The organism is Desulfosporomusa polytropa, assembly GCF_055380075.1.
Genome location: NZ_AP042400.1, coordinates 1,545,594 through 1,568,310, shown reverse-complemented (window position 1 = coordinate 1,568,310; position 22,717 = coordinate 1,545,594). Strand labels below are relative to the sequence as shown.

20 protein-coding genes and 1 tRNA gene are annotated in these 22,717 nt (G+C 51.0%); 9 read left to right on the top strand and 12 right to left on the bottom strand.

Annotation, left to right across the window (positions count from 1 at the left end):
* Positions 1 to 13: 13 nt before the first annotated feature.
* The 10 genes from ACZ449_RS09120 to ACZ449_RS09075 form a co-directional block, all read right to left on the bottom strand.
* The gene (locus ACZ449_RS09120; RefSeq protein WP_464260713.1) at positions 14 to 631 is read right to left on the bottom strand and encodes a glucosaminidase domain-containing protein; all 618 of its coding nucleotides are present in this window, start codon (positions 629 to 631) and stop codon (positions 14 to 16) included.
* Between the two features lie 288 nt (positions 632 to 919).
* Positions 920 to 1,171, bottom strand: a complete 252-nt coding sequence (locus ACZ449_RS09115) for a hypothetical protein (protein ID WP_464260712.1) — start codon at positions 1,169 to 1,171, stop codon at positions 920 to 922.
* 91 nt (positions 1,172 to 1,262) lie between these two features.
* Positions 1,263 to 1,556 carry a hypothetical protein gene (locus ACZ449_RS09110; protein WP_464260711.1) on the bottom strand — a complete coding sequence of 98 codons (294 nt, stop codon included), beginning with the start codon at positions 1,554 to 1,556 and terminating at the stop codon, positions 1,263 to 1,265.
* The gene (locus tag ACZ449_RS09105) at positions 1,550 to 1,903 is read right to left on the bottom strand and encodes an arsenate reductase family protein (protein ID WP_464260710.1); all 354 of its coding nucleotides are present in this window, start codon (positions 1,901 to 1,903) and stop codon (positions 1,550 to 1,552) included. Before ACZ449_RS09105 ends, ACZ449_RS09110 begins: the two co-directional genes overlap by 7 nt.
* A gap of 33 nt (positions 1,904 to 1,936) precedes the next feature.
* Positions 1,937 to 2,590 (bottom strand): M23 family metallopeptidase, encoded by a 654-nt coding sequence (locus tag ACZ449_RS09100; RefSeq protein WP_464260709.1) that lies wholly within the window; start codon positions 2,588 to 2,590, stop codon positions 1,937 to 1,939.
* A 575-nt stretch (positions 2,591 to 3,165) separates the two neighbouring features.
* Positions 3,166 to 3,609 (bottom strand): OmpH/Skp family outer membrane protein, encoded by a 444-nt coding sequence (locus tag ACZ449_RS09095; protein ID WP_464260708.1) that lies wholly within the window; start codon positions 3,607 to 3,609, stop codon positions 3,166 to 3,168.
* A 35-nt stretch (positions 3,610 to 3,644) separates the two neighbouring features.
* Positions 3,645 to 3,941 (bottom strand): hypothetical protein, encoded by a 297-nt coding sequence (locus ACZ449_RS09090; RefSeq protein ID WP_464260707.1) that lies wholly within the window; start codon positions 3,939 to 3,941, stop codon positions 3,645 to 3,647.
* Entirely contained in the window at positions 3,938 to 8,023 is a 4,086-nt protein-coding gene (locus ACZ449_RS09085; RefSeq protein WP_464260706.1) for a two-partner secretion domain-containing protein, read from the bottom strand. Before ACZ449_RS09085 ends, ACZ449_RS09090 begins: the two co-directional genes overlap by 4 nt.
* Before the next feature lie 21 nt (positions 8,024 to 8,044).
* Complete coding sequence (locus ACZ449_RS09080; RefSeq protein ID WP_464260705.1) at positions 8,045 to 9,754, bottom strand: ShlB/FhaC/HecB family hemolysin secretion/activation protein; 1,710 nt, start codon at positions 9,752 to 9,754, stop codon at positions 8,045 to 8,047.
* 293 nt (positions 9,755 to 10,047) lie between these two features.
* Positions 10,048 to 12,078: a sensor histidine kinase gene (locus ACZ449_RS09075; RefSeq protein ID WP_464260704.1), complete on the bottom strand. Its 2,031-nt coding sequence runs from the start codon at positions 12,076 to 12,078 to the stop codon at positions 10,048 to 10,050.
* Between the two features lie 325 nt (positions 12,079 to 12,403).
* Between ACZ449_RS09075 and ACZ449_RS09070 the strand changes: the two genes are divergently transcribed.
* The 9 genes from ACZ449_RS09070 to ACZ449_RS09030 all read left to right on the top strand — a co-directional run bounded on the left by ACZ449_RS09070 (position 12,404) and on the right by ACZ449_RS09030 (position 21,736).
* Positions 12,404 to 13,099: a response regulator transcription factor gene (locus ACZ449_RS09070; RefSeq protein WP_464260703.1), complete on the top strand. Its 696-nt coding sequence runs from the start codon at positions 12,404 to 12,406 to the stop codon at positions 13,097 to 13,099.
* 73 nt (positions 13,100 to 13,172) lie between these two features.
* A complete protein-coding gene (locus ACZ449_RS09065) occupies positions 13,173 to 13,835 on the top strand; it encodes a hypothetical protein (RefSeq protein ID WP_464260702.1) in 663 nt (220 codons plus the stop codon).
* A gap of 915 nt (positions 13,836 to 14,750) precedes the next feature.
* Positions 14,751 to 15,209 (top strand): MarR family winged helix-turn-helix transcriptional regulator, encoded by a 459-nt coding sequence (locus ACZ449_RS09060; RefSeq protein WP_464260701.1) that lies wholly within the window; start codon positions 14,751 to 14,753, stop codon positions 15,207 to 15,209.
* Positions 15,210 to 15,798: 589 nt separating this feature from the next.
* Positions 15,799 to 16,230 (top strand): TetR family transcriptional regulator, encoded by a 432-nt coding sequence (locus tag ACZ449_RS09055; RefSeq protein WP_464260700.1) that lies wholly within the window; start codon positions 15,799 to 15,801, stop codon positions 16,228 to 16,230.
* 153 nt (positions 16,231 to 16,383) lie between these two features.
* Positions 16,384 to 17,502: an efflux RND transporter periplasmic adaptor subunit gene (locus ACZ449_RS09050; protein ID WP_464260699.1), complete on the top strand. Its 1,119-nt coding sequence runs from the start codon at positions 16,384 to 16,386 to the stop codon at positions 17,500 to 17,502.
* Positions 17,499 to 20,618 carry an efflux RND transporter permease subunit gene (locus tag ACZ449_RS09045; RefSeq protein ID WP_464260698.1) on the top strand — a complete coding sequence of 1,040 codons (3,120 nt, stop codon included), beginning with the start codon at positions 17,499 to 17,501 and terminating at the stop codon, positions 20,616 to 20,618. The genes ACZ449_RS09050 and ACZ449_RS09045 overlap by 4 nt, the downstream gene beginning before the upstream one ends.
* A gap of 88 nt (positions 20,619 to 20,706) precedes the next feature.
* Positions 20,707 to 20,922 (top strand): universal stress protein, encoded by a 216-nt coding sequence (locus ACZ449_RS09040; protein ID WP_464260697.1) that lies wholly within the window; start codon positions 20,707 to 20,709, stop codon positions 20,920 to 20,922.
* A 4-nt stretch (positions 20,923 to 20,926) separates the two neighbouring features.
* On the top strand, positions 20,927 to 21,151 hold the full coding sequence (locus tag ACZ449_RS09035) for a universal stress protein (RefSeq protein WP_464261844.1): 225 nt from the start codon (positions 20,927 to 20,929) through the stop codon (positions 21,149 to 21,151).
* Between the two features lie 285 nt (positions 21,152 to 21,436).
* The gene (locus tag ACZ449_RS09030; protein ID WP_464260696.1) at positions 21,437 to 21,736 is read left to right on the top strand and encodes a hypothetical protein; all 300 of its coding nucleotides are present in this window, start codon (positions 21,437 to 21,439) and stop codon (positions 21,734 to 21,736) included.
* Between the two features lie 381 nt (positions 21,737 to 22,117).
* Here the strand turns inward: ACZ449_RS09030 and ACZ449_RS09025 are convergent, their stop codons facing one another.
* Positions 22,118 to 22,288: a hypothetical protein gene (locus tag ACZ449_RS09025; protein ID WP_464260695.1), complete on the bottom strand. Its 171-nt coding sequence runs from the start codon at positions 22,286 to 22,288 to the stop codon at positions 22,118 to 22,120.
* A 252-nt stretch (positions 22,289 to 22,540) separates the two neighbouring features.
* Positions 22,541 to 22,617: transfer RNA gene (locus tag ACZ449_RS09020), tRNA-Arg, on the bottom strand.
* Positions 22,618 to 22,717 lie beyond the last annotated feature (100 nt).

Here is a 22,717-nt window from a genome sequence, read left to right as displayed (position 1 = left end):
ATATCTTGAATCGTCAACCAGTCTTTTCTCGCATAATATTCTCATGGATTTTCAGAATCTTTTGCCCATAGGTCGTACCCGGAACAGCCCATTTACCGTTGAGTTCAGTCCACGTTTTCGCTACACCAAAGTTCTTGCTGTTTTTTAGAAGATTGTATCGGGGATCGACAATTTCTTTCTTAGGCAGTTCTGTCGACGTATAGCCTAATAGATGTTGTATCTGAGCTCTAACACCGATTTGCGCTGAAAAAAACCATGCACCCCGTCCCCCATTGCCAATTGTCCCTAATCCACAATAATTGTTCTGCAATGGCACCACATCACCACCATATTTAAAATAGCCCGTTTCATGCAATGCCTGGGCAAATGCAACATCAGGCCGGATGCCTTCGTCCATAGCCTCAGTATAAAAATAGTTGACTAATTCTTCTGCAGAAACGGTAAGCGCCGGAAATGGGTTCTTGCTAAACAGGTGCTGCAGACATTGCTGCTTGGTTGCCAATGGTGGCCCCATGATTGATAAATCAAACACCGTGTCACTGTTAAGTTCGTCTCCCATTAGCAATGGCCCTGCAAGCGCCACTGGCATAAAAACAACTATAAAGATAACAACTAGCGCCATAATGCGCATTTCAATTCCTCCATAGCTCAAGCTCTCGTTTGAATACTTTTTCACATAAACATGCTTTCTCTAAAGAAAGCATGTTTTCCTCTAGTCTGTCCCGCCATCTTAAATAAAAAATTCGCCTAAACCAAAGTCTAGACGAATGCAAAGCGAACCATACTTGCTTTATTTTAATACATACTGAGCCAAAACATTTTATATTTTAATTCCGTCCTGATAAGCAGCGAGCTCCCATGATAAACTTAGCAAGTATTTTCATAGGGCTGAGTTGGCATGTCTATTACTTGCTGCTCCTCACGGATCAATTTGTATGCTGCCATTCAAATTCGCAATATTATTCGATACCAAGAGAATATTGGTCAAATTAGTGATCGGATCTAACGCAAGTTGTTTAAGAATCTCTTCTAATAATAGCATTGAAAAAACGACAACAGAGTTGCCGGTAGATACAGTCTCATTAGTCGAAGTTGCTATTCTTCTCGCTTTTCTTTCTAACTCTTCTAGGCACAAAACGTTAGAAGGATCTAGAACGTTGTGGGATTTCATGAAAGTACCCCTCCTTGATTTAGTATATTCACTAAATCTTCAATTGTCCCGTCACCTTAGCCAGTCTAGATTAGCGCGAAAAACTGTTTTGTTATCGGCGGTTTTTGCGATAAGAAATTTTCTCTTTGTCGCTAATTTTGCCGCCATTAAATAATTGTCGCAGGACATACAGCGTTTCCGCAGAATTCATCTCAGCTTCATAGCCTAATTGCGCAAATTCATACCAAACGCTCTCTTGTACATTTGGCGAAAGATCTGATAGCTTACCAAATTCGGAAAAAATATTTTTAATCTCAGCACTATCCATCAAATCCATGATTTTTCTACCTTTTTCCAAACCAATCATAAAAAGAAAAACCGCTACTTTTTGTAGTGGATTTAACATTTAATTATCTCCCATTCAACTTCCTTAAACCCTACAAAAACCCTGTCGCCTGTAATCAAAATAGGCCGTTTAACGAGCATCCCATCAGTTGCAAGCAGGGCCAGTTGCTCCAAATCAGACATGGTTGACAGCTTATCTTTAATCCCCTGAGACTTGTACAAAATCCCGCTTGTATTGAAGAATTTTCTAAGAGGAAGCCCGCTTCTTATTTGCCATTCTTCTAGCTCAGCTGCTGTCGGGTTTTGTTCCTTAATATGTCGCTGGTCATAAACAATACCATTATCGTCCAACCATTTTTTTGCCTTTTGGCAAGTAGTACATTTGGGGTAGCATACAAAAGTAGTCATATCCACGTCTCCTTCTGATTATTGATCTCATTACTATAAAACCAAAAAGCGAATAGGATCAATAGCAGTGCCATTTACTCTGACTTCATAATGAACATGTGGGCCTGTGCTTCTCCCAGTGCTCCCCATATAGGAAATTACTTGACCCTTTTTCACACTTTGACCAACGTTTACTACTATGCGGGAATTGTGTCCATAAATAGTTTCTATACCATTACCATGTTCAATTTGAACGATATTACCATAGCCGCCAGACCAACCACTTTGTACAACCACACCATCAGCAGTAGCAAAAATGGGTGTACCCATACTGTTGGCAATATCAATTCCCGGATGTAATTCACTACTACCACCCCAAGGCGAATTACGCCAGCCAAAACCAGAGGTAACCTCTCCGTTAGTCGGCCAAATGGAAGGGGTAATTGCCAGTTTATCAATCTTCTTCGCCATTTTTCCAATGTCTTGAACCGGTTGGTTTTCGCTATACTGAATAGGTCGCAATTCAATAGATTCCGGCTCAGTTGTTGGAATACTGCTCGCACTAATTGTCTGGTGATAATTTGCAAAAACCACTACTGAAAATATGATAATTAAGCACATTATTGACATCATCCATTTGACAGAAATAGCTGTCAAATACCTGCTGCCTACCTTTTGCTCACTATGTTCTTCGTTTGGTATATGCATTACGGTATCTCCTTTAAGTAAAATATTGTAGACACGACATTTCGCCAAAGTTGGGCAGTAAATATTACGCCCAACCACCAAGGGAACAACCTGTCCTTCTACATTATAACGGAATTTACTCCTTTTTACCATTTGCAAATTACATAAACATTATCGATCAAAAGACTATAATAAAGGAAACACCTATAACTTTTTAATAAGTCATAGGTGTTTCCTTGCTGCCGGCAAGCCCTGTATCGGCACTGAGCGGAGCAACCTGATCAATGAGGCTCGAAAAAGCGGTTTTTCTTTTTCGCTAGCCGAATTATGCAGAGCTGACGGGTGCGCAGTTCTTGGCACTTTAGGCCATTAGAACTGCGGCCTGCCCCTTGCGGGTACAGGCGAAAAACGCGCTAGCCGGCTGCAGCGCCGCCCGCAGGGATGCTGTGCGGGCCCTGCTTCTCCCCGCACAGTAATAAAAAGCAGGCTGCCTGCTCGACAACCTGCCGTCCTAAAAGTCCATTTTCTCAATCCCTGTGCATCCGCCGCGCTGCCGGGGTTCCACGCTTTGGCAGTATCCTGGCTGGTATTTCTCTTTACTTCCCGTTAATCTTCTTCAGCACATCCTCGGTGATATCCACGCCGCCGCAGACGACCTCCCGCTTGCCGATCACAATCGACAGCCCTTTTTCTTTGGCCACTTCATTGGCGGCCGCTACAACCTGATCGGAAATCGGTTTCAATAGCGCCAGGCGTTTCTGCTCGACCCGCTGACAAAGCTGCTGGTCGAGCTCCTGCTTTTCTTTGTCGCCCAGACCAGCGGACTTTTCGGCGAATTCTTTCTTCGCCGCTTCCTGCTCTGCTTTCAGGGCCTCGTTAGCCTTCGCCGTATCCGGGTGATGATCGACCAGGTAAATGAATTCGACATAGCTAACCGGCGAGGCGGCCGGCGCCGCCTGGGACGGCGACGCGCCGACCGCCAGGGTGATCAAGAATGCTATAAGTATGGCTGCAAAATAATTTCTTTTTGGTTTGAACACAACCATTCCCGCTTTCCCGCCGCTTGGGCGAAATATCATTCTTGTCCGGATTCTTTGTCCACCCGTTTCTCCGTCAGACTGACGACACCTGCCGGTTCCGGCGGGTTTTGTTTCAATACCCCGGCGTCAATAAGCTGCCTGACGATATCCTCTTGTACCGAGAGCGACTGGACGAAGCCCTCCAGCGGCATAATAATGCGTTTACTGATGTCATACACCGGCTGGCCGTTGTCGCTTTTCAAGTGGGGCTGCACGGTCATTAAATCAATTCTTACCACATTCCCGGTGACATGGACGGCGCTAATGCCGTCGGCAAAAATTTCCTGGTTCATTGGTTAAACACTCCTTTTGCTGGTTCATTATGAATTGGGCCGGAACTGCCTAACACGGTCCAGGGTACATAGCCGTCGGTGTTGATACCGAGTATGGTCAACGGTACATAGCTGCCGGCTGCGCCGGACATATAGCCGCTGACTGGGCTCCAGTAGGCGGAAAGAAGGCCTGGCCGGCCTATCTCGCCGGTGGGTTGCTGAACATAAACGATGGCTGCGTTATAAGCGGCATTCACGACCGGTCCGGTAACGCCGGGGGGAACGGTGGGTGTACTTGGTATGGTAGGTGTAGTAGGCGTGATAGGCGTGGTAGGCGTACTTGGCATGGTAGGCGTACTTGGCGTGGTGGGCGTACTTGGCTGGGCCGTAATGGCGAAAGTAACCGGAGTCGTGCTGTAGCTGATCGCGTAGTTGGAATTGTTGGCGGTGATCAGGGTGCCCTGTTCGATAAGGTAGTTGCCAACGCTGCTACCGGCTGCCCGGGTCAGGCTGCCGTTTAGGGTATCGCCGCTGACAATGGCGCTGCCGCTGGTGCCGGGGCCGCCGGCGGCGGTATAGGTCAGTGCAGCGGAGTCGGCTACGCCATACACCTTGCTCTGGCCGACATCCGGGGTGATGGTGATGGGCCGGGGGGTGATGACGCCGCCGGTATTGGTATTGACCGCCGTCACGTTATAGTTGTTGCCGCCGTTGCCGCCGTTGATGCTGTAGCTTGTCACCGTCAGCGTCTTGCCGGTTCCGGCGTTTTTGTCACTGTACTGCTGCATGCCGCTTAGCGTGTCGCCCGCTGCCAGCCAGCTTGCTGTCGGTGTCAGGCTGGACGCCGCAGTACCGTCGTAGGTCTTGGTATCAGCCACCGCGCTTACGGTAATATTCGCCTTATTAATCGTCAGAGTGCCTGGTGTATAGCTGATATCGTAGCCCTGCTGGCTGGAATAGAAGCCGGTGCCGGAAACGGTGTAGCTGCCGGCGTTTTTCGGAGCGGCTGCCGAACCGTTGTAGGTCTTGGACAGCGTCCCTTTAAGCAAAGTACAGTCAGGTATCCCCGGATAGCTGCTGGTTGCGCCGGTGTAGGCGCTGCCGTTATAGGTCATGCTGCCGCCGGTAATGGTGACGGTCAGCGGCATCAGAAAGCTCCTTAGCAGTGGATAGCTGTAGCCGTCGTACATGCGCCAAACTGAACTGCTGCCACCTGTCGCGCTGATGTCCCAACCGCTGTAGCTGGCGGCCTGCTTCATTTGCGCCGTGGTCAGTCCCGTTGCGCCAGTGGCGTTTCCGTATCCTACCCCTGCTGTTTGATTAGAAGTAGCTACATCCCAGTAGCTGTTCGTGATACCGCCGTTGTTGTTGAACCCCACCAGCCCGCCAAAATATTGGCTACCGGTCACCGTGCCCGTGCTGTAGCTATTCTGGATTGCGCCAAGGTTCTGCCCCACCAGTCCGCCGGTACAGTCGTTGCCACTGCCAGTCACCGCGCCCATGCTGTAACTGTTCGTGATTGTGCCGCTGTTGTCTCCTGCCAGCCCACCGACGTTGCCACTGCTGGTCACCGCGCCTGTGCTGTAGCTGTTCGTGATTGTACCGTTGTTGCCCCCTACCAGCCCGCCGCCGCTGCGATTGCTGGTCACTGCGCCTGTACTGTAGCTGTTCGTGATTGTGCTTTGGTTATGACCCACCAGCCCGCCGACAGTGTCACCGCCGGTCACTACACCCGTGCTGTAGCTGTTTGTAATTGTGCTTTGGTTATGACCCACCAGCCCGCCGACAGTGTCACCGCCGGTCACTACCCCCGTGCTGTAGCTGTTCTCGATACTGCTGCCAAAGGTGTTCCAACCCACCAGACCGCCGACATAGTAGCTGCTGCCGGTCACCGCGCCCGTGCTGTAGCTGTTCGTGATTGTGCCGCCAGCGTAATTGGCCCCCACTAGCCCGCCGACAGTGTCACTGCTGCCGCTTACCGCTCCCGTGCTGTAGCTGTTCGTGATTGTGCCGGCGTTCGCCCCGGACAGCCCGCCAACAACTCCGCTGCCGGTGACGCTGCCGCCTATCAAGCCCACATTGCTGATGGTACCGGTGGAATAGCCGAACAATCCTACATTATATGTAGACGGCCGGTAGATGGTCAAACCGCTGATGGTGTGGCCGCTGCCATCAAAGCTGCCGCTGAAGGTTCCGCCGGCGGCGCTACCGATGGGCACGAAACCGAGGTAAGCGCTAGTCCCGTTGTCGTAGTTCCAGTACTGGGTGCCACTGGCATCAATGTTATTGGCCAGCGTATAGTATTTGCCCATCATGCCGCTCGAGCCGACGCCCTGCAGGCCGTAGACGTCGGCGATTTGATAGGGACTGGCGCTGGTGCCGCTGCCGCCTTTGGCACGGATAAAGGTGCTGCCGGTCAGACGGAAATCTTTAGCATAGAAACCCGACAGGCTGGAGTTGACTTCCTGCCAGGTGCCGCTCTGCAGGGAAAATGTGCCGACGCTGATGCTGCTGGCGGAAGCTGGTTTAATAATGCCGGTCGTTGTGCCGGAGGTGTTGGCGGCCAGGGTCAGGCCGCCACTTGTAGCAGTGATGGAGGCGTTGAGGAAGATGCTGTTATAGGCCGACAGGGTCAGGGTGCTGCCGGAAGCCCATGTTAGCGCATCATCGACAGTTATATTGCCTTGGCCTGATCCTGTTGCGCCGTAGCACACGTCGCCATGGTTATCACTTATACTGCTGGCGCTCAATGTAGTTTTAATTGTCACATCAGAGGTACCCAGTAATACTTGTAACGTATATCCGTCGATATCGCCGGCTGCGCCAATCGTAAAATCATCCGGGTCTAACAGCCAGTTGCCTCTTTTGCCGTTGACGGCTGTAGTGATTACTTTGGCGCTGTCGGATACCTTCAGTGTCTTTTTGCCTGACGTCTCGACACTGCCGCCGTCTCCGCTTTGACTGCCGCCTCTCGCACTAATCGTTCCGGCGAACTGGGTAGTATCTTTGGCCCAGACGACGACTTGGCCGCCGTTGCCGCTAGCGATCGCGTCGGCAGTGATGACCGTTCCTTGTTCTACCGTCGTATTCGCAGCCTGGTATTCGCTGCCACTTCCCTGGTAGTTGCCGCCGATGAGGGCGGTGCCGCCGCCGGCGTCGCCGGATACGTCAATGCTTGAGCCGACTTTAACCGTGACAGTATCACCCAGCAGCTTGACGGTGCCGCCGGTCTGGCCGCGGGCTTTGCCGGAGGCGTCGAGGGTGCCGGAACTCACCACGGTATTGCCCTCCAGACGGATGACGCCGCCTGCATTATTGACGTTCTGTGCCCGGATGACGCCGCTGTTGTTGATGACAGTGCCCAGCAGGGCGTCCTTGGTGCCGGCGCTCATGACCACCAGACCGCCGGCAGCGGTGATCGTGCCGCAATTCGTGGCGCTGCCGTTCAGCGCACCGGTGTCGACGGCGACGTTGAGGAGACTGTCGCCGCTAAAGTCCAGACTTACTTTGTTGCCTGCCGCCAGACCCGTCACTTTAGCGGCAATGACGCCTTCATTGGCCACCTTGGGACCGATGAGCACCGCCTCATTCGCGGCGGTAATATGGCCCTGATTGACAACACTGCCGGCGCTGCCATCCTTTTGAAAAATATATTTGCAGCTTACGAAATCGCTGTCACTGATGTTCAAAGTCGAGGCCACCAGCCCGCCGACGTTGACCTGGGCGCCGGAACTGAATAGTATACCATTGGGGTTGATGAGGTAAACTTTGCCGTTGGCGTTCAGGCTGCCGTAGATGGCCGAGGCGTCGCTGCCGATGACGCGGTTTAAGGCCACCGAGCTGGCGCCTGGCTGGACGAAGTTCACCGTCTCGCCTTTACCAATGGAAAAGCTCTGCCAGTTAATGACGGCTTTATTGGTCGTTTGGTTGATGGTCGTAGTCGAGCCGCTGCTGGTGATGGCCGCACTGCCGCTGATGACCGTGCCACCGGCCGGGTTGGCCAATACCGGGCTATAGGCGGCCAAGAACAATAAACTTGCTGTAACCGGCGGCAGAATGGCTTTTGCCAGGCGCTGCCAGTGTCGTTTCCATTTGCGTTGCATATTGATTCCTCCTTGGATTGATTAGAAATATTTCACGCCCTGCAGCCAGAAACGACCGCTTTTATCGCTATCGGCTGTGGCCTGCTCGTTGCCGATTTTCCAGGCATAGTCCATACGGATGGCAAAATCTCGGTCCCTTGTCCATAAGAGTCCCAGACCTGCCGCCATCAAACTGCGCCGATTGTCGTCCGTGCTGTAGGGATGCTTGTTCACCATGACGTTGCCGTAATCGCAAAAGGTGTTCAGGTAGAGGTTATTCGGGCCGCTGGACAGACCCGGCAGCCGCCATCTGAGTTCTCCTGTCAGCTTATAGCCCTGATCGCCAGAGCCTTCTCCCTGCGGATAAGATCTCACGCCGTCAGCCCCGCCGAGATAGAGTTTTTCCGAAGAGTCGAGGTTTTTATCGGCCAGTTGGCCGGTGAAACTAAAATTGAAATTGAGGTTTTGGGCCACATATTGCTGGCGCTGGTAGGTGAGTATGGTTTTGTTGAAGTTGCCGCTCGTCTGGGCAGTGGAGGCATCGTTTGTCTGCGCCGAAGCGTCGTTGATGTCGAGTTTGCCCCGGTAGTGGATGAGGTCGAAGGCGTTATTGCCGCCTCCCAGCCAGGTGTCGGCGAAACTGCCGGACAGGCCCAAGTTCCACAGGCCGCTGCGGCGCGGCGCGTAGCTGCCGTAGCCGGCGATGTCGTCTTTCAGGTGTTTGACGTCGTAGCCGACGGTGCCGTAGAGATTAAAAGAACGGCTGCGGATGAAGGGGTAGCTTACGGAGTAGCTGGTGACGGCCGCCCGGCCGGTAGCCCCGAGGTCGGCGTATTCTTCGCCCAGTGTATAGCCGACATGGGAGTATTTGACTTCCGCTTTGGCGCCGTCATAGCCGAGGGGAGCGCTGTAGCCGAAGTTGTAGTTGTTGATGCCGTTGCTGGTCGTGAGGCCGCCGATAGTTAGCGCGTCGCCGTAATGATCGCTGAAGTTGTTGACGGTGATTTGGGTACCGTAACGGGTCCGGCCGGTGTAGCGATTGCCCCAGTTATCGGCATAAACTGCGCCGCTGGTTTTATCTGTGTCGGCGGTTTCGAGGATGAGATCGGCGGTGCCTGCTTCTTGGCCTGGCGATAGCGTAGCCTTGACAATAACGCCGGATAAATCATTGATTAAGAGCAGGGCCCGCTCTAGCGGAGCGCGGGTGATAAGCATGCCGGGCTTGGTACAAAACAGCATAGCTTTCAACCGCTCCTGGTCGATATGGCCGTCACCGCTAATTTTCACCTGACCGTATTTGCCGGGAACAACGGCGATTTCGACAATGCCGTCTTTTACGTCCTGAGCCGGTATGTAGGCGAAGGCGACCATGTAGCCTTGCTGACGAAGATACTTAGTTATGTGGGCGGCGAGTTTATCAAGGTCACTTAAGGTTATTGCCTTGTCGGCTTTATTTTTGATGAGGTTTAAGAGTTCGCCTTCCGGCAGCGGGGACTCGCCGCTAAAGCGAAAACCCTTGACCGGAATTTTCTGTTGGCCGTCAGCACTGACTACTGGCTCGCGCTCTTCGACGGTGATGCTAGGCGCCTTTTGTACCGGCGCTTGAACTGTCGGCGGCTTGACGCCTTCTAAGGCAGTACCGCTATTGGGCGTATTGGACGGTGCAGCCAAAGCGGGAAAGGTGGTCAAGAGACCCGCTGCTGTTAAGAGGGAAATGATCTGTTTGTTAGGCCGGTGAATGAGGTTCTTCATGGTTTCATCCTTTCATCCGATGTCTCATTGCACTATTAAGCAAATCGTTTTAACTTAACGTATAAATTCTCATATTGACATATAAAAATTATAGCAACAATATGGACCGGAAAAGTTAAACAAAGTTTAAACTTTTTTTTAGCCGGACAGTGAGCTGCGTTGGGAACCGTTCAGTTGCCGGGCACACACAAAAAAGGACCAGCCTCTGTGCCAAGTCCGCCAACGCAGCGGTAAAGATACCAGCAGCAAACAGAAAGGGAAGACCTCTTTATCCGAGGTCTTCCCTTTCTGTTTCACTCTATAGCCGGCAAAACAAAGTGGATGGTGCAGCCTTGCTCTACCGTGGTGTCCACCCAGATCCGGCCGCCATGGGCGAGGATAATTTCTTTGGCTATGGCCAGACCGAGGCCGCTGTGTTCGGAGGGGTTGTCCCTGGCGGCTTCATTACCGCGGCAAAACCGTTCAAAGATACGCGAAGCCTGCTCCGGCTCAATACCAATGCCGTTATCGGCCACCGTGAAGCAAATATGCTTAACACGGCCGGTGACAGTCCAATCATCAGGCAACTTGTCGGCCAGCCGGCAGCCGATGGCAATGCGGCCGCCCGGCGAGGTGTAGCGCAAGGAATTGCTGATGAGGTTGGCGAACACCTGGTCTAGCCGGTCTTCATCAGCCATTAGCCTGACAACAGGCGAAATGCTGCTATGGTTTTCAAAGGCAATTCCAGCATTTTGGACATCGTAGAGATATTTTTGATAGATATTTTCAACCAGGACCGCCGCCGCAACCGGCGCCAGGCGGAAGCGTTCCTGCTGGGATTCAATCTTGGCCAGTTCAAACAGGTCTTGAATCAGGCGGTTGAAGCCGAGCATTTTGTCATGAATCCGTTTGATGTACGCCCGCTGCTGGTCGGGCGATTCGACGACATCCTCTAAGAGAAGCTCGGCGTGGCCCAGCACCGAGCTGACCGGTGTTCTGAGGTCATGGGAAATGTTGGCCAGTAAGCGGCGGCGCGATTCTTCCATGACTTTGAGCTGCCTGGTCCTGATATCAACCAGTTTTTCCAGGCCGGCGGAGTATTCTTTCACTTTGTCCTGCAACCGGAAATACCGGTTGGACATCACCATGGTACTGATCAACACCAGGGACATCACACCCCACATGACGAAATTGCCGGGAAGATAGAGCTTGCCCCCGATACTTTGCATTAGGCCGCTGCCAAAGGCCACGCTGAACATAAACACCAGCAGTTTGTTGTCCTGCGGAACGACAGTGAACTGATAGAGCGAGTACAGGCAGGCGATACCGCATAAGAACAGGCGAAGATAGCCATTAATATATTCATTAAAATAATACCAAACGGCTGCGTTATCATAGACTAGCAGCAAAAAGTTCGCCACTCCGGCATACAGAAGCATGCCCCGGGTGCAATAATCAAACAGCGTGTCGGCAGCGGCTTTTTCTTTTTGGTGCAGGTCTTTTAAATACAGATAGGTAAAACGGGCAAAGGCCGGTGCGGTGATAACCCCGGCCGCATAGTAGAGGCGCGTGTCATAGACCGTTTCCAGACCCAAGTAATACCGCCACTGGGAGTTGTAAAAGGTATAGATACCCAGACTGACCACACCGAGGCCGAAATATAGGAGTCCTGGTTGTTGCCGCCGTTTGGCAAAAAAATATAATAAGGCCACGCCCAGCAGGAGAAATACACTGCTGAACACGAGTCTGGCGCTTTCGGCGCGGATGAGCTGATTGATCAGGTGGCTGTATTCGTCGATGGCAGCCGGTTCGCTGTACAGTCCGCCCAGGTTAGTGTAATAGCGGTTGACCCGAATTGCCACCAGATTGTGACCGTCTGCCGCCAAAACAGCAGCCGGTATCGGGTATATGCGGATTTTGAGATTGTCCAGCCCATATGGCTGGACCGAACCGCTGCTGCCGACGAGATAGCCATTCACATAGGTTTCATCGGCGGAGGCGATTTTCCCCAGCCGGATGCCCAAATCATACAACGGTGTGCCGGGCGGCAGGTCCACCCACTGCCGATACCAAAGATACCCGGACTGACTAGGAAATGATTCCTGAACATTGGCCGGCACACGGATGGTCTGCCAGGCAGCATCGTTATACAGCGGGCTGCTAAACTCTGGGCTGTCGGCCTGCTTGATTTTCCAGGAGCTGTCCAGGATAACAGGCGGATAGCCGCCCGCCCCCGTCGCCGGTTGGCAGTACCCGGTGGACGACCAAGCGGCATTCCCCAGGAAAAAAAGTATCGCCAGCAGGCTGGCTATTATCTGCCGATGTTTATCATCTTTGCTTATCATATGCACACACCTCCCCACAGCCGGCCAAATTGAGCCTGTTTTTTATACTACCATTATTTTCTCTATAACCGCTCTATTCTCCTGTTTGGCCGGACCCATCACCAGGAGGGCCGGATGCTGCGGTTTCGCTCTGACAGGAGACAGGCACGCCTCGCCGGGAAAAGTTAAACAAAGTTTAAACTTTTTGTTCGGCGGTTTTGTCCAAACAGGCGTCAGGCCAGTCAGCATGCGGTTTTTGTCTATAGCCGACCCGGATGCGACCGCGCTGCCGGGCGGCAGGAGTAAGCATCGTAGGCGCGAACATATAGAAGCGAGGTGGCTTGTGATGACAGAGCAAAAAATTCTCATTATTGAAGATGATAAAGATATCAGTGAAATCATAGCAGTGTATTTAAGCAAAAACGGCTTTGACTGCCAACAGGCGTTTGACGGCAATGAAGCGCTCCGTATGGCGCGGGAGGTGGAGCCGTCCCTTTTGATTCTGGATGTGCAGTTGCCGGGGCGGGACGGCGTCGACATCTGTCAGGTGCTGCGCCAGGAAACTGATATCCCGATTTTGTTTCTCAGTTGCCTGGGCGAAGAGCAGGACAAAATCCGCGGCCTGGACGCCGGCGGCGACGACTATATTACCAAACCGTTCAGCCTGGCCGAAATGTTGGCCCGCGTGAAAGCAGCGCTCAGGCGCAGCGGCCTGCCGGATACGTCCGTAACCCGCAAGCAAGTGTTGGAGTTCCCTGGACTGCGAATTGACCTGGCAGAGTCGCTGACCTTTCTCGACGGCAGGGTGCTGGACCTTACCCAACTGGAATTTCAGGTGCTGGTGCGCCTGGCCCGCAATCCCGGCTGGCCATTTACCAGTGAGCAGCTGTTTTCACTGGTCTGGGGCGAAAAATCCATCGATACCCGGACGGTGGCCGTGCATATCAACCGCCTGCGCAAAAAGCTGGAGCAAACGGAGGGCAAGCGGGAATATATCCTCACCGTTTGGGGCAAGGGATATAAATTTAATAATCAGTTGTAAGCCTGCTTCCCTGTAAACCTTAAAAGAGAGCTGCTGCTGCCGCTCCCCAGCCAGGCACTGCAGAGATAAACCAATGGAAGCACACCTTGCCGGCGTGCTTCCATTGGTTTATCCTGCAGCTAAGTCTACTTTATCCGATAGGCAGTTTGCGGACGGTAATCACCAGTCCGAGAAGATCGCGGACCAGTTGCAAGCGTTCCCTGTGCTCCTTTTGTCCATATCCTCCGGCAGAGCGAGCCGCCAGTACCGCATCCAGGGTGGTCAGCAGGACAGCCGGCGTCATGCGCACGCGCCTCCTTGCCCGGGTTGGCGTTTTTTCGTCGACGGTGCCGTTGCCGCCGGTACAGCCTCCTCGCGCACCAGCGCGCTGTCGGCCTCCTCTTCCGCCGCCTCAATCCGTTCGCTATCGGCCGGCGGCGGACCGCGTCTGGCCGGACTTACCTTTTCGGTGCTGCGCATTGCCTTAAACAAAGCCTTTAACGAGGAAATCCTGCACCGACTGTCCTTCAAAACCGTGTCTCTGCCCAAAAAGCGCCGCAATGAATTTACGCCGCTTAGCAGTGTGGAATGGGAGCGCCTCTTTACTACAGCCGAGACCGACGCCGAAATGTATACCGCCCTGTCGCTCGAATGGGGCACCGGCATCAGCCGCTCCGAATTGTTGGGATTGAAGTGGATAGACTTCAATTTCACCACACGGGTTTCGTGGCTGCTCATGGTAAGCCGTCTGACCTGACTGTCAGCAATACCGGTACAAGCTCTTTCTGCAATACTCACATTTTTTACTGCGGGTAATGATTTTTGCCTGATCGGTTGCATATTTTACATTCTATGGGTATAATATAAGAAAAGGACTGACGTGCTCGACACACGTCAGCCCCACAGGCTGTCTAACCGGAAAACGGTTAGCCCAAATTCGTGTTATTTAAGAAATAACCGCCGTCTTGAGCAGGGGCGGTTATTTCTTTTTGGTCGTGATCAATACCATGAGAGTGGCAAATGCAATCGCAAATGTCAATGCCTCGTAGATACTCATCCTACCACCCCCTTCCTGAAAAGGAAGGGGCTAACCGTCCCCCGAGCAGCCTGTACACTTAGTATAGCATATTCTACCAGAGCAAAAAAGAATTTTTATTGTCCCTAACCTTGCTCCGATACAGTGCCGCCTTCCAACCGTGGGCGGCTTTTTTCATTTCTCCCACCGCGCAGTTCGCGGCTCCCTTGCTGCCGGCAGGCCCGTTTGCACGGGGCGCGGCGGCGCGGGTTTGGCCGCCGTGGCCAGTGCGCTTCCCTGCCCAGGCAGACTATGGCAAACAAAGCAGGCTTACGATGTGCGGCCACGCGGGTTCCGTGGCTGCTCATGGTAAGCCGTTTATTGGGCTGTAGGCACCGGACTGCCGCTTCCCCCTCCCGTTTATTCGTCGGGAGGGGGAAGCAGCCTCTACTATTACATATTCACTGCAGTTATGATGGTACCAACTATGTACAGTCCCAAATCATAATCCCTCGTTACTTTTCCATTTCCCCCTCCACCTTCTCGTCGGTCCTTTACATTCTTTGTAGAAGCATCGCTTGACAAATTGTTAACCTAGTGTACAATATGATCGTAGAGGATCAAACATGATTTTACTAACGACATGAGGTTAAAACAATGACGGAACAAAGAAAAAAAATGCTGGAATCTTTTTTCAGATTGTCAAGGAAATTTTTTGAGGCAATGAAACAACCAAATAAGTTTGGCACAGACAGACTCTTATACTCATCAGAAATTCATACCCTTGAAATGATTGGCAAACATCCAGGCACAACCGTGACCGAACTGGCAGACCGACAGGGTATTTCCAAAAGCGCCCTGCCAAAGCTTATCCATAAACTCATCGAAAAAGATCTGGTCTACCGTTATCAGGAAACCGGCAATAAAAAAAATATTCTTTTGGAATTGACGGACAAAGGCCGGCTTGCCGTTCAACATCACTTCAAATTTCACGAAACCTTTGACAGCGGCATTATGAAAAAAATCAACTCATTAACGCCGGAAGAATATTTGTTTCTCAGCGATATCCTGCAAGAGCTGGAGCAGTATATTGACCACATGGAGCAGCAGGAATAAAAAATTCGCTTTATAGTTTACCCTGTTAGCCATATTAAACTAACGAGATGTTTAGCAACAAATGCCGGCGAAATAAGCCTTCTCCACCGGCATTCTTATTATTCCACATTATCGTTCACCTGGTTAACCTTTTTTAGAAAAATTAACTGTTTCGCATTAAAAGCCCTTCCTATCCGACTTCCCCAACGACTTATTATCGAAGCCAAGCATTCACTTCACTTTTTTCATTGCCTGTAGTAAAATCAATCGTTCACCTGGTGTACATTATGGTCACAAATAATCTACCCTTACATTTTATTAAGAATACGAAACTATCCATCGAGGTAACTTCCCTATAATAGCTAAAAATGTGATACTTCAGCAACAAGGATATCCTTTGCGAAAGTAGGCGATCGACATCCTTATCTTTTAAGTTATCATTCACCTGGTTAATCTTTTTTATAAATGCCTGCTGCTTCACCCAGGCTTCTCTGCCAATGATTTATCTTTATTTTGTTGCAGATCAATTGAGGATGTAAAGTAGCTTTCTGCTATTCTTGGCCTGCAATCAATCTTATTCTACTTACTTTACTAAAGGAGGAAGCTTCCTGTGCCACAGCATGAACCCATGCGTCAGCAAATCTTAACGATAGCCCTGACGGCTTTTAATCAGTATGGAAATACCCTGACGATGGACCAGTTGGCGGTTCGCCTGTCTGTCCCGCCCAGCAGCCTGTCCTCCCATTTCAGCAGTAAGGCGGAGTTAGTCAGACAGCTGGTCAGTTTCATACTGACCAGAATCAGGCAACCGCCTCTCTCATCCTCTTATCGTTCACTTACCGGCGATCTCCAGGATTTACTGGCTACATACCATGAATTATTCACCATTTTCAGCCAGAACGCTCTGTTTGATTTAAAACGGCATTACCCGGAGGAATGGGGCAGCATCATGGAGCTGCGCGAGAGTCAGTGGCAGAGAATTGCACCGCCATTAATTCGGGCATCGCCAGCGGCCAGCTGCGCCCTGTCGATACCAAGCTAGTGCAAATCATGGCTGACGGAATGCTTCTCGACCCCTTTCGTCAGGCTCCCCCCTCTCTAGCTGAGTTATTGGACATGCTGTTGTTTGCATCGCCCGGCGCGCACCGTAAATCTCTTCCGGAAAAACAGATTGTATACAATAAGGAGTGTTTCTATGTTCAACATGCGACTGAAGCTCAGCCGAAAAAAACGCTACTATGCCCTGGCCGCCTTAGCGGTAGGCTGCCTACTGGCCGGGGTCATGGCAAAAACACATTTCGCAAAAGCACCAATAAAACCAGAAAGCCTCCCCGTGGTCCGCACCCAGCTCATTCAGGCAGCTAATACCGGACAGGGTTACACCTATGCGGGGGAAGTGCGCGGCCGCTATGAAAGCCAGTTGGCTTTCCAGGTCACCGGCAAAATCATCAAACGCAATGTGCAGCTAGGCAGTATAGTCAATGCCGGTGATGTTCTGATGCAGATGGATGCGAAAGACATTCAACAGACGGTAAGCAGTAATTCTGCCCAGGCATATTCCGCCCAATCACAACTTAGACTGGCGGAAAGCAATTTGAGCCGCTACCGGCAATTACTGGACAGCGGCGCGATCAGCCATGCTCAGTATGACCAGTACGTCAATGCCTATGATGCCGCGGCGGCAGCGGTGCAGCAGGCGGCAGCCCAATATACTCAGGGCGCCAATCAGCTGGATTACACTTTATTGACAGCCGATCAGTCAGGAGTTGTGTCGGCGATCACCGCTGAGGCCGGTCAGGTTGTCAGCGCCGGTCAGGCAGTTATCACCGTTGTCCAGGACGGAGAGCGGGAAATTGAAATCAATATCCCCGAAAACCGGCTGGAAGAACTAAAAGCCACCGGCCAGCTCCACATTACCTTCTGGGCCTTGCCTAACATGACATTGGACGGCAAGGTGCGGGAAATCGCGCCCATGGCTGACCCGGCAACCCGTACCTTCAAAGTGCGCGTCAGCCTGCTCAATCCGCCGCCATCTGTCAAACTGGGTATGACGGCCACCGTGGCCTTAGCCGGCGGTGCTGCCCCACCTGCATTTTCCATTCCACTGTCTGCACTCTATCAGACTGGCGATACACCCGCCGTCTGGGTTGTGAACGACAATATCCTGACACTGCGCCCCATCCAAACCGGATCCTTCGGTAATGGCACTATCCAGGTGCTGGCCGGACTGCGGCCAGGCGACCAGATTGTCAGCGCCGGCGTTCATAAATTGAAAGAAGGACAGAGGGTAAAAACAACCGGTGATGCCCTGTGAGCCATTTTAACCTTACCGCCTGGTCATTAAACCACAAACAATTCATTTACTTCTTTGTCTTCCTCTTTTTTGTGGCCGGCCTCTTCTCCTATAAGAATGTGGGACGCATGGAAGACCCGGATTTCGCCATTAAACAAATGATTGTCAGCGTTGCCTGGTCAGGGGCCACCGCCAGCCAGATGGAAGAACAGGTTACGGATAAAATCGAAAAGAAACTGCAGGACCTGCCTGGGCTTGACTATCTGAAAAGTTACTCTACACCGGGACATACGGTGATTTACGTCAATCTCAAAGATCAGGTGCCCGCCAAGGAGCTTCGGGCCAGATGGGTGGAAGCCCGCAATATGGTGAATGATATCAAAGGAACCTTCCCGGAAGGCGTTTCACAACCCAGCTTCAATGACCGGTTCGATGAAGTATATGGCGTAATCTATACGCTGACCGGTGATGGGTTTACCTACGAGGAAATGCGGGAAAAAGCCGAAAAAATCCGCCGCATTCTCTTAAGCGTTCCCAGCGTGAGCAAAGTCCAGCTTCTGGGGGTGCAAACCGAAAAAATCTACATTGAAATCGAAAATAGCAAACTGGCCCGCTTAGGTCTTGATCCGTCCGTAATTACAGCCGCCTTAAAGGAGCAAAATGCCATGGCCGCCGCCGGCATGCTGGAAACGGTATCCGACAATGCTTACTTACGAATTACCGGGATGTTTGAAAATCTGAAAGACATCCGCACTACGCCCATTCAGGCGGGTGGCCGCACCTTCCGTCTGGGAGACATAGCCAAGGTGACTCGCGCCTATGCCGAACCATCGGACCCGAAAATGTTCTATAACGGTCAGCCGGCCGTCGGCATTTCGCTGGCGATGGAACCCGGCGGCAACATTCTGACACTGGGTAAAAATCTTGATAATACTCTCTCCCAAATAAAACAAGAACTGCCGGCCGGGCTGGAAATCAATCAAACTGTCAATCAGCCGAAAGTTGTGGAATCCTCCATCGACGAATTTGTTGAATCCCTGGTCGAAGCGATCGTCATCGTCTTAATCGTAAGCTTTGCCAGTCTGGGTATGCGGTCCGGCGTGGTCGTGGCCCTAACCATTCCTTTGGTCATTGCCATTACCTTTACCTTAATGTACCTGACAGGCATCGCCCTGCAGAGCATCTCGCTGGGGGCTCTCATCATTGCGCTAGGTTTGTTGGTCGATGATGCCATCATCGCCACTGAAATGACGAGTGTCAAGCTGGAGCAAGGCTGGAGCCGCTTCGACGCTGCTTGTTTTTCCTATACCTCTACCGCCTATCCCCGTTTGACCGGCGCGTTAATAACCTGCGCGGGCTTTATTCCCATCGGTTTCTCCAAAGGGCTTGCCGCCGAGTTTTGCGTCGATCTCTTTTGGGTTATATTCTTCGCCCTCATTGCTTCCTGGCTGGTTGCCGGAGCAGTCACGCCTTTGCTCGGTTACCAGTTTATTAAAATAAAACCGGCCCAGCAAACAACCAGTGAAAGCAATGCGCACCATGACCTTTATGACACCCCGTTTTATCGGCTATTTAAACGCTTGTTACTGTGGTGCATGCGTCACCGCAAAACCGTCCTAACAGCTACTGCCGCCGCATTTATCGGCTCTATCTTTCTCCTGGGATTGGTCAAACAGGAATTCTTTCCTGCTTCCAGCCGTCCGGAGCTCATCATCCAGCTCAAATTACAGGAAGGAGCTTCCCTAAACAACACCGCGGAAGTGGCCCGCCAGTTTGCTAAAGAATTGGACGGCGACCCGAATATTTCCTATTACACCTATCATGTAGGTGAAGGAGCTCCCCGCTTTGTGCTCAGTTTTGAACCAACCTTCAATAAATCGAATTTCGCTGAATTCATTGTAGTGGCCAAGGATGTTCAGGCCCGTAATACACTGGCCCAAAAAGCCGAGCAATTATTAAACACCGAATTTACAGGTGTTCGGGGACATATAAAGTTACTATTCACCGGAACGGGACCCGATTATCCGGTGATGCTGCGGGTAAAAGGCCCTGACCATGAAAAAGTGCGTGAAATCGCTGAACAAGTTCGCGCCGTCATGGCCGCCCATCCGGCTACACAAAACGTAAACCTCAACTGGAATGAGAAAAGCAAAGTAATGCACTTGGAGATTGACCAGGCAAAAGCAAAAGCCCTCGGACTCAGTTCCCATGAATTGGCCGCATCGCTCCAAACCCAGTTGTCTGGAGCACCTATTACCGAATTTCGTGAACATGATAAAACCGTCAGCATGGTTCTCCGGTTTGCAGAAGCGGATCGTAATAACCCGGAACGAATAAAAGACCTCAACATCCATATCGGCAACGGCAAATATGTCCCGCTTGACCAAATCGCCACCATCCGTTATGACGCCGAAGAAGGCTTAATTTACCGGCGCGACCTGCTACCCATGATTATGGTACAGGCGGAACTGAATCCCACGTCTAAACTTACCGGCTCGGACGTAACCAAGCAAGTTTACGGCAGCCTTCAGGAACTCAGAAATGATCTGCCAGCCGGCTATTTCATTGAATTTGACGGTGCAACGGAACGCAGCATTAAAAGCAGCAAGTTCCTGGCGGAACCCATCCCAGCCATGATGCTTATCATTATGATTCTGCTCATGATGCAGCTGCAAAGTATACCGAAAATGCTGTTAACCCTCTTAACAGCGCCGCTGGGTATTATCGGTGTATCCATCAGTCTCCTGCTCACCGGAAGTCCTATGGGATTTGTGGTCCAATTGGGAATTCTGGCCTTGTTCGGTATTATTATGCGCAATACCGTTATATTGATGGACCAGATTGAACAACATCTGGTGGCCGGCGACTCGCTATGGGACGCTATTGTGGCAGCGACAATCAGCCGCTTCCGCCCTATTATGCTAACAGCCGCAGCCGCTATCCTAGGCATGATTCCGCTGGTACCCAGTACTTTGTGGGGCTCCATGGCAATTGCCATCGCCGGCGGTTTACTGGGAGCAACTATACTGACTTTACTGGTGCTGCCGGTTATGTATGCTACCTGGTATAAGGCACAGCCAGCTGACGGTACCAAAAACAATTCTTTAAATGATGCCGAAAAATCATTGTCTCAGTAGCATGAAGCAAATTGCGCAATTGCTGGAAGCCAGCGAACTTCTTTAGTTTGTTAGATCACCGATACATTTTTATAAGGAGTTGCTTATCATGGAGGTTTTGTATAAAAAAATTTTAGTCCCCGTAGACGGTTCTGTCCATTCCCGCAAGGCATTGTCTCATGCAGTAGCGTTAGCCCGTTCCTTTGCTGCCGAAATCGGGATTCTTTACGTATCAGTTTTATCGCAGCAAGTCCCTTTATATGACCAAGTTAAGGGAGCTAAAATCCCGCCAAACGCATCTACAGATCCCGTAAAACTTTGCTAAAGCAATTCTGGCAGAAGCGATCAAACAAGTTCCGGAAGGCATACTCGTTCAAACACACAGCGAAGTTGGCGAACCGCGCCTTCTGATTACCGATTTTGCCGCACAACATGGCTATGATGTCATCGTCATTGGCAGCCGGGGATTAGGAACGATTTCCGGTTTGCTTCTGGGAAGTGTCAGCACATACGTCGTCCAGCATTCCTCATGTCCTGTTTTGATTATCAAATAATCTTTATCTCACTAAAACCGCGGCAGTCTTTTCCCCATATATTTATTGATCAGCTGACAGCGGCAATGCAGCGTAATGACAAATATTTGCTCAAAATCTTGTTACAAGTTTCAAATGTTTCCCGGCATCTTTGCCGTCTTATCCATAATGAACGCGTTACCCTATCAAGAAAATTATCATTTTGCCACGTTCTCTATCCCCGTCCACCCCCGTTTTAGTCTCAGCATCGGAAAATGTTTGTAATTAAAGTAAGTTGCCTCAATACATCAAAGGAGTTGAAATATAATGAAAAAAACCTTATTTGCGTTCCTAATGGCGACCATGATAGCAGGTTTAAGTTCTGGCATGTGCTTCGCCAAGGATGGCGACGGGCCTCGGGCCTATCCCGAAAAACAAGTTCCTGTCACCTATGACCGGGAATATCCAGAGTGGGGATTCCGCGCACACTCTTGGATTACCGGCACCGGAAAAGAAACGATTGCTCATACCCAACTAATTGATATAACCCATGGTATAGTAATCAAAGAAGTAAGCCACCGCTGCAGCTATACCGACCCGGTCTATAATCAATTCAGCACTAAGTAACGTAGCTTAGATTCGTTTCCGGGATCATTCCAAGTCAAACAGCGCGCCTGCAAGCGTGCTGTTTGACTTTAAACGCCGCATTGCCCTGTCACCGTGCTGCTTATCTAAAGATCGCGGGCAAAACAATATAAACTTAAAATAATCCAATCGAAAGGAGAAACCGTGAAATCACCATCTATTCTCGTTAATACATTCGTTGTGACGGCTACCGCTTTCGTTATATTTTGCCAAACCGCCCTGGCAGCGCCGCTGGAGCTCACTTGATGAGAGTATTGCTCTGACGTATAAGAATAATCCGGCATTGCAAATTGTAGAAGCACGCCAAGAACAGTCAGTTTGGGCACTGAAAGAGGCTCAGACCAATAAAAACGTATCCCTAGATTATACCCATACGGATATGCGTTCCAATTCCCCGCCCACCACGCCAGCCGCCTTTCGGCCAACGGCGTCAGTATCAAGGATGCCCAGTACCGCCTGGGCCACAGTACCACGCAAATGCTGCTCAATGTCTACACCCACAGGATATCCGGCGGCCAGGAAAAATTGCCTCATGGCTGAATTCTTCCTTTCCGGTCGCAACGATCACTCATGAGACACCACTACAGTAACCGTACAACAATGCAGTTTCTGCCGCATTGTTGTACGGTTGTTGTAAAACTGCTATGAAAACGAAAAAAGGCTTTACGAAAACCTCGTAAAACCCTTGAAATATTATAGGATGTTCCGCTCTATCGCTTGGAACTAAGCGATTCGCACCAATCAGTCTTCGCCTCTCGGCTCGCTTTCTTGGGCTCTCTGCTTATATGGCGACCCCGGCAGGATTCGAACCTGCGACCTTTTGATTCGTAGTCAAACGCTCTATCCAGCTGAGCTACGGAGTCACTAATTAGATTGATATATGATCATAAGATATATTCTCTGAAAATATCACAGAAGAAAGACTGCCAATTGATCGGCTTTACAGAGCTAAAACATACATTA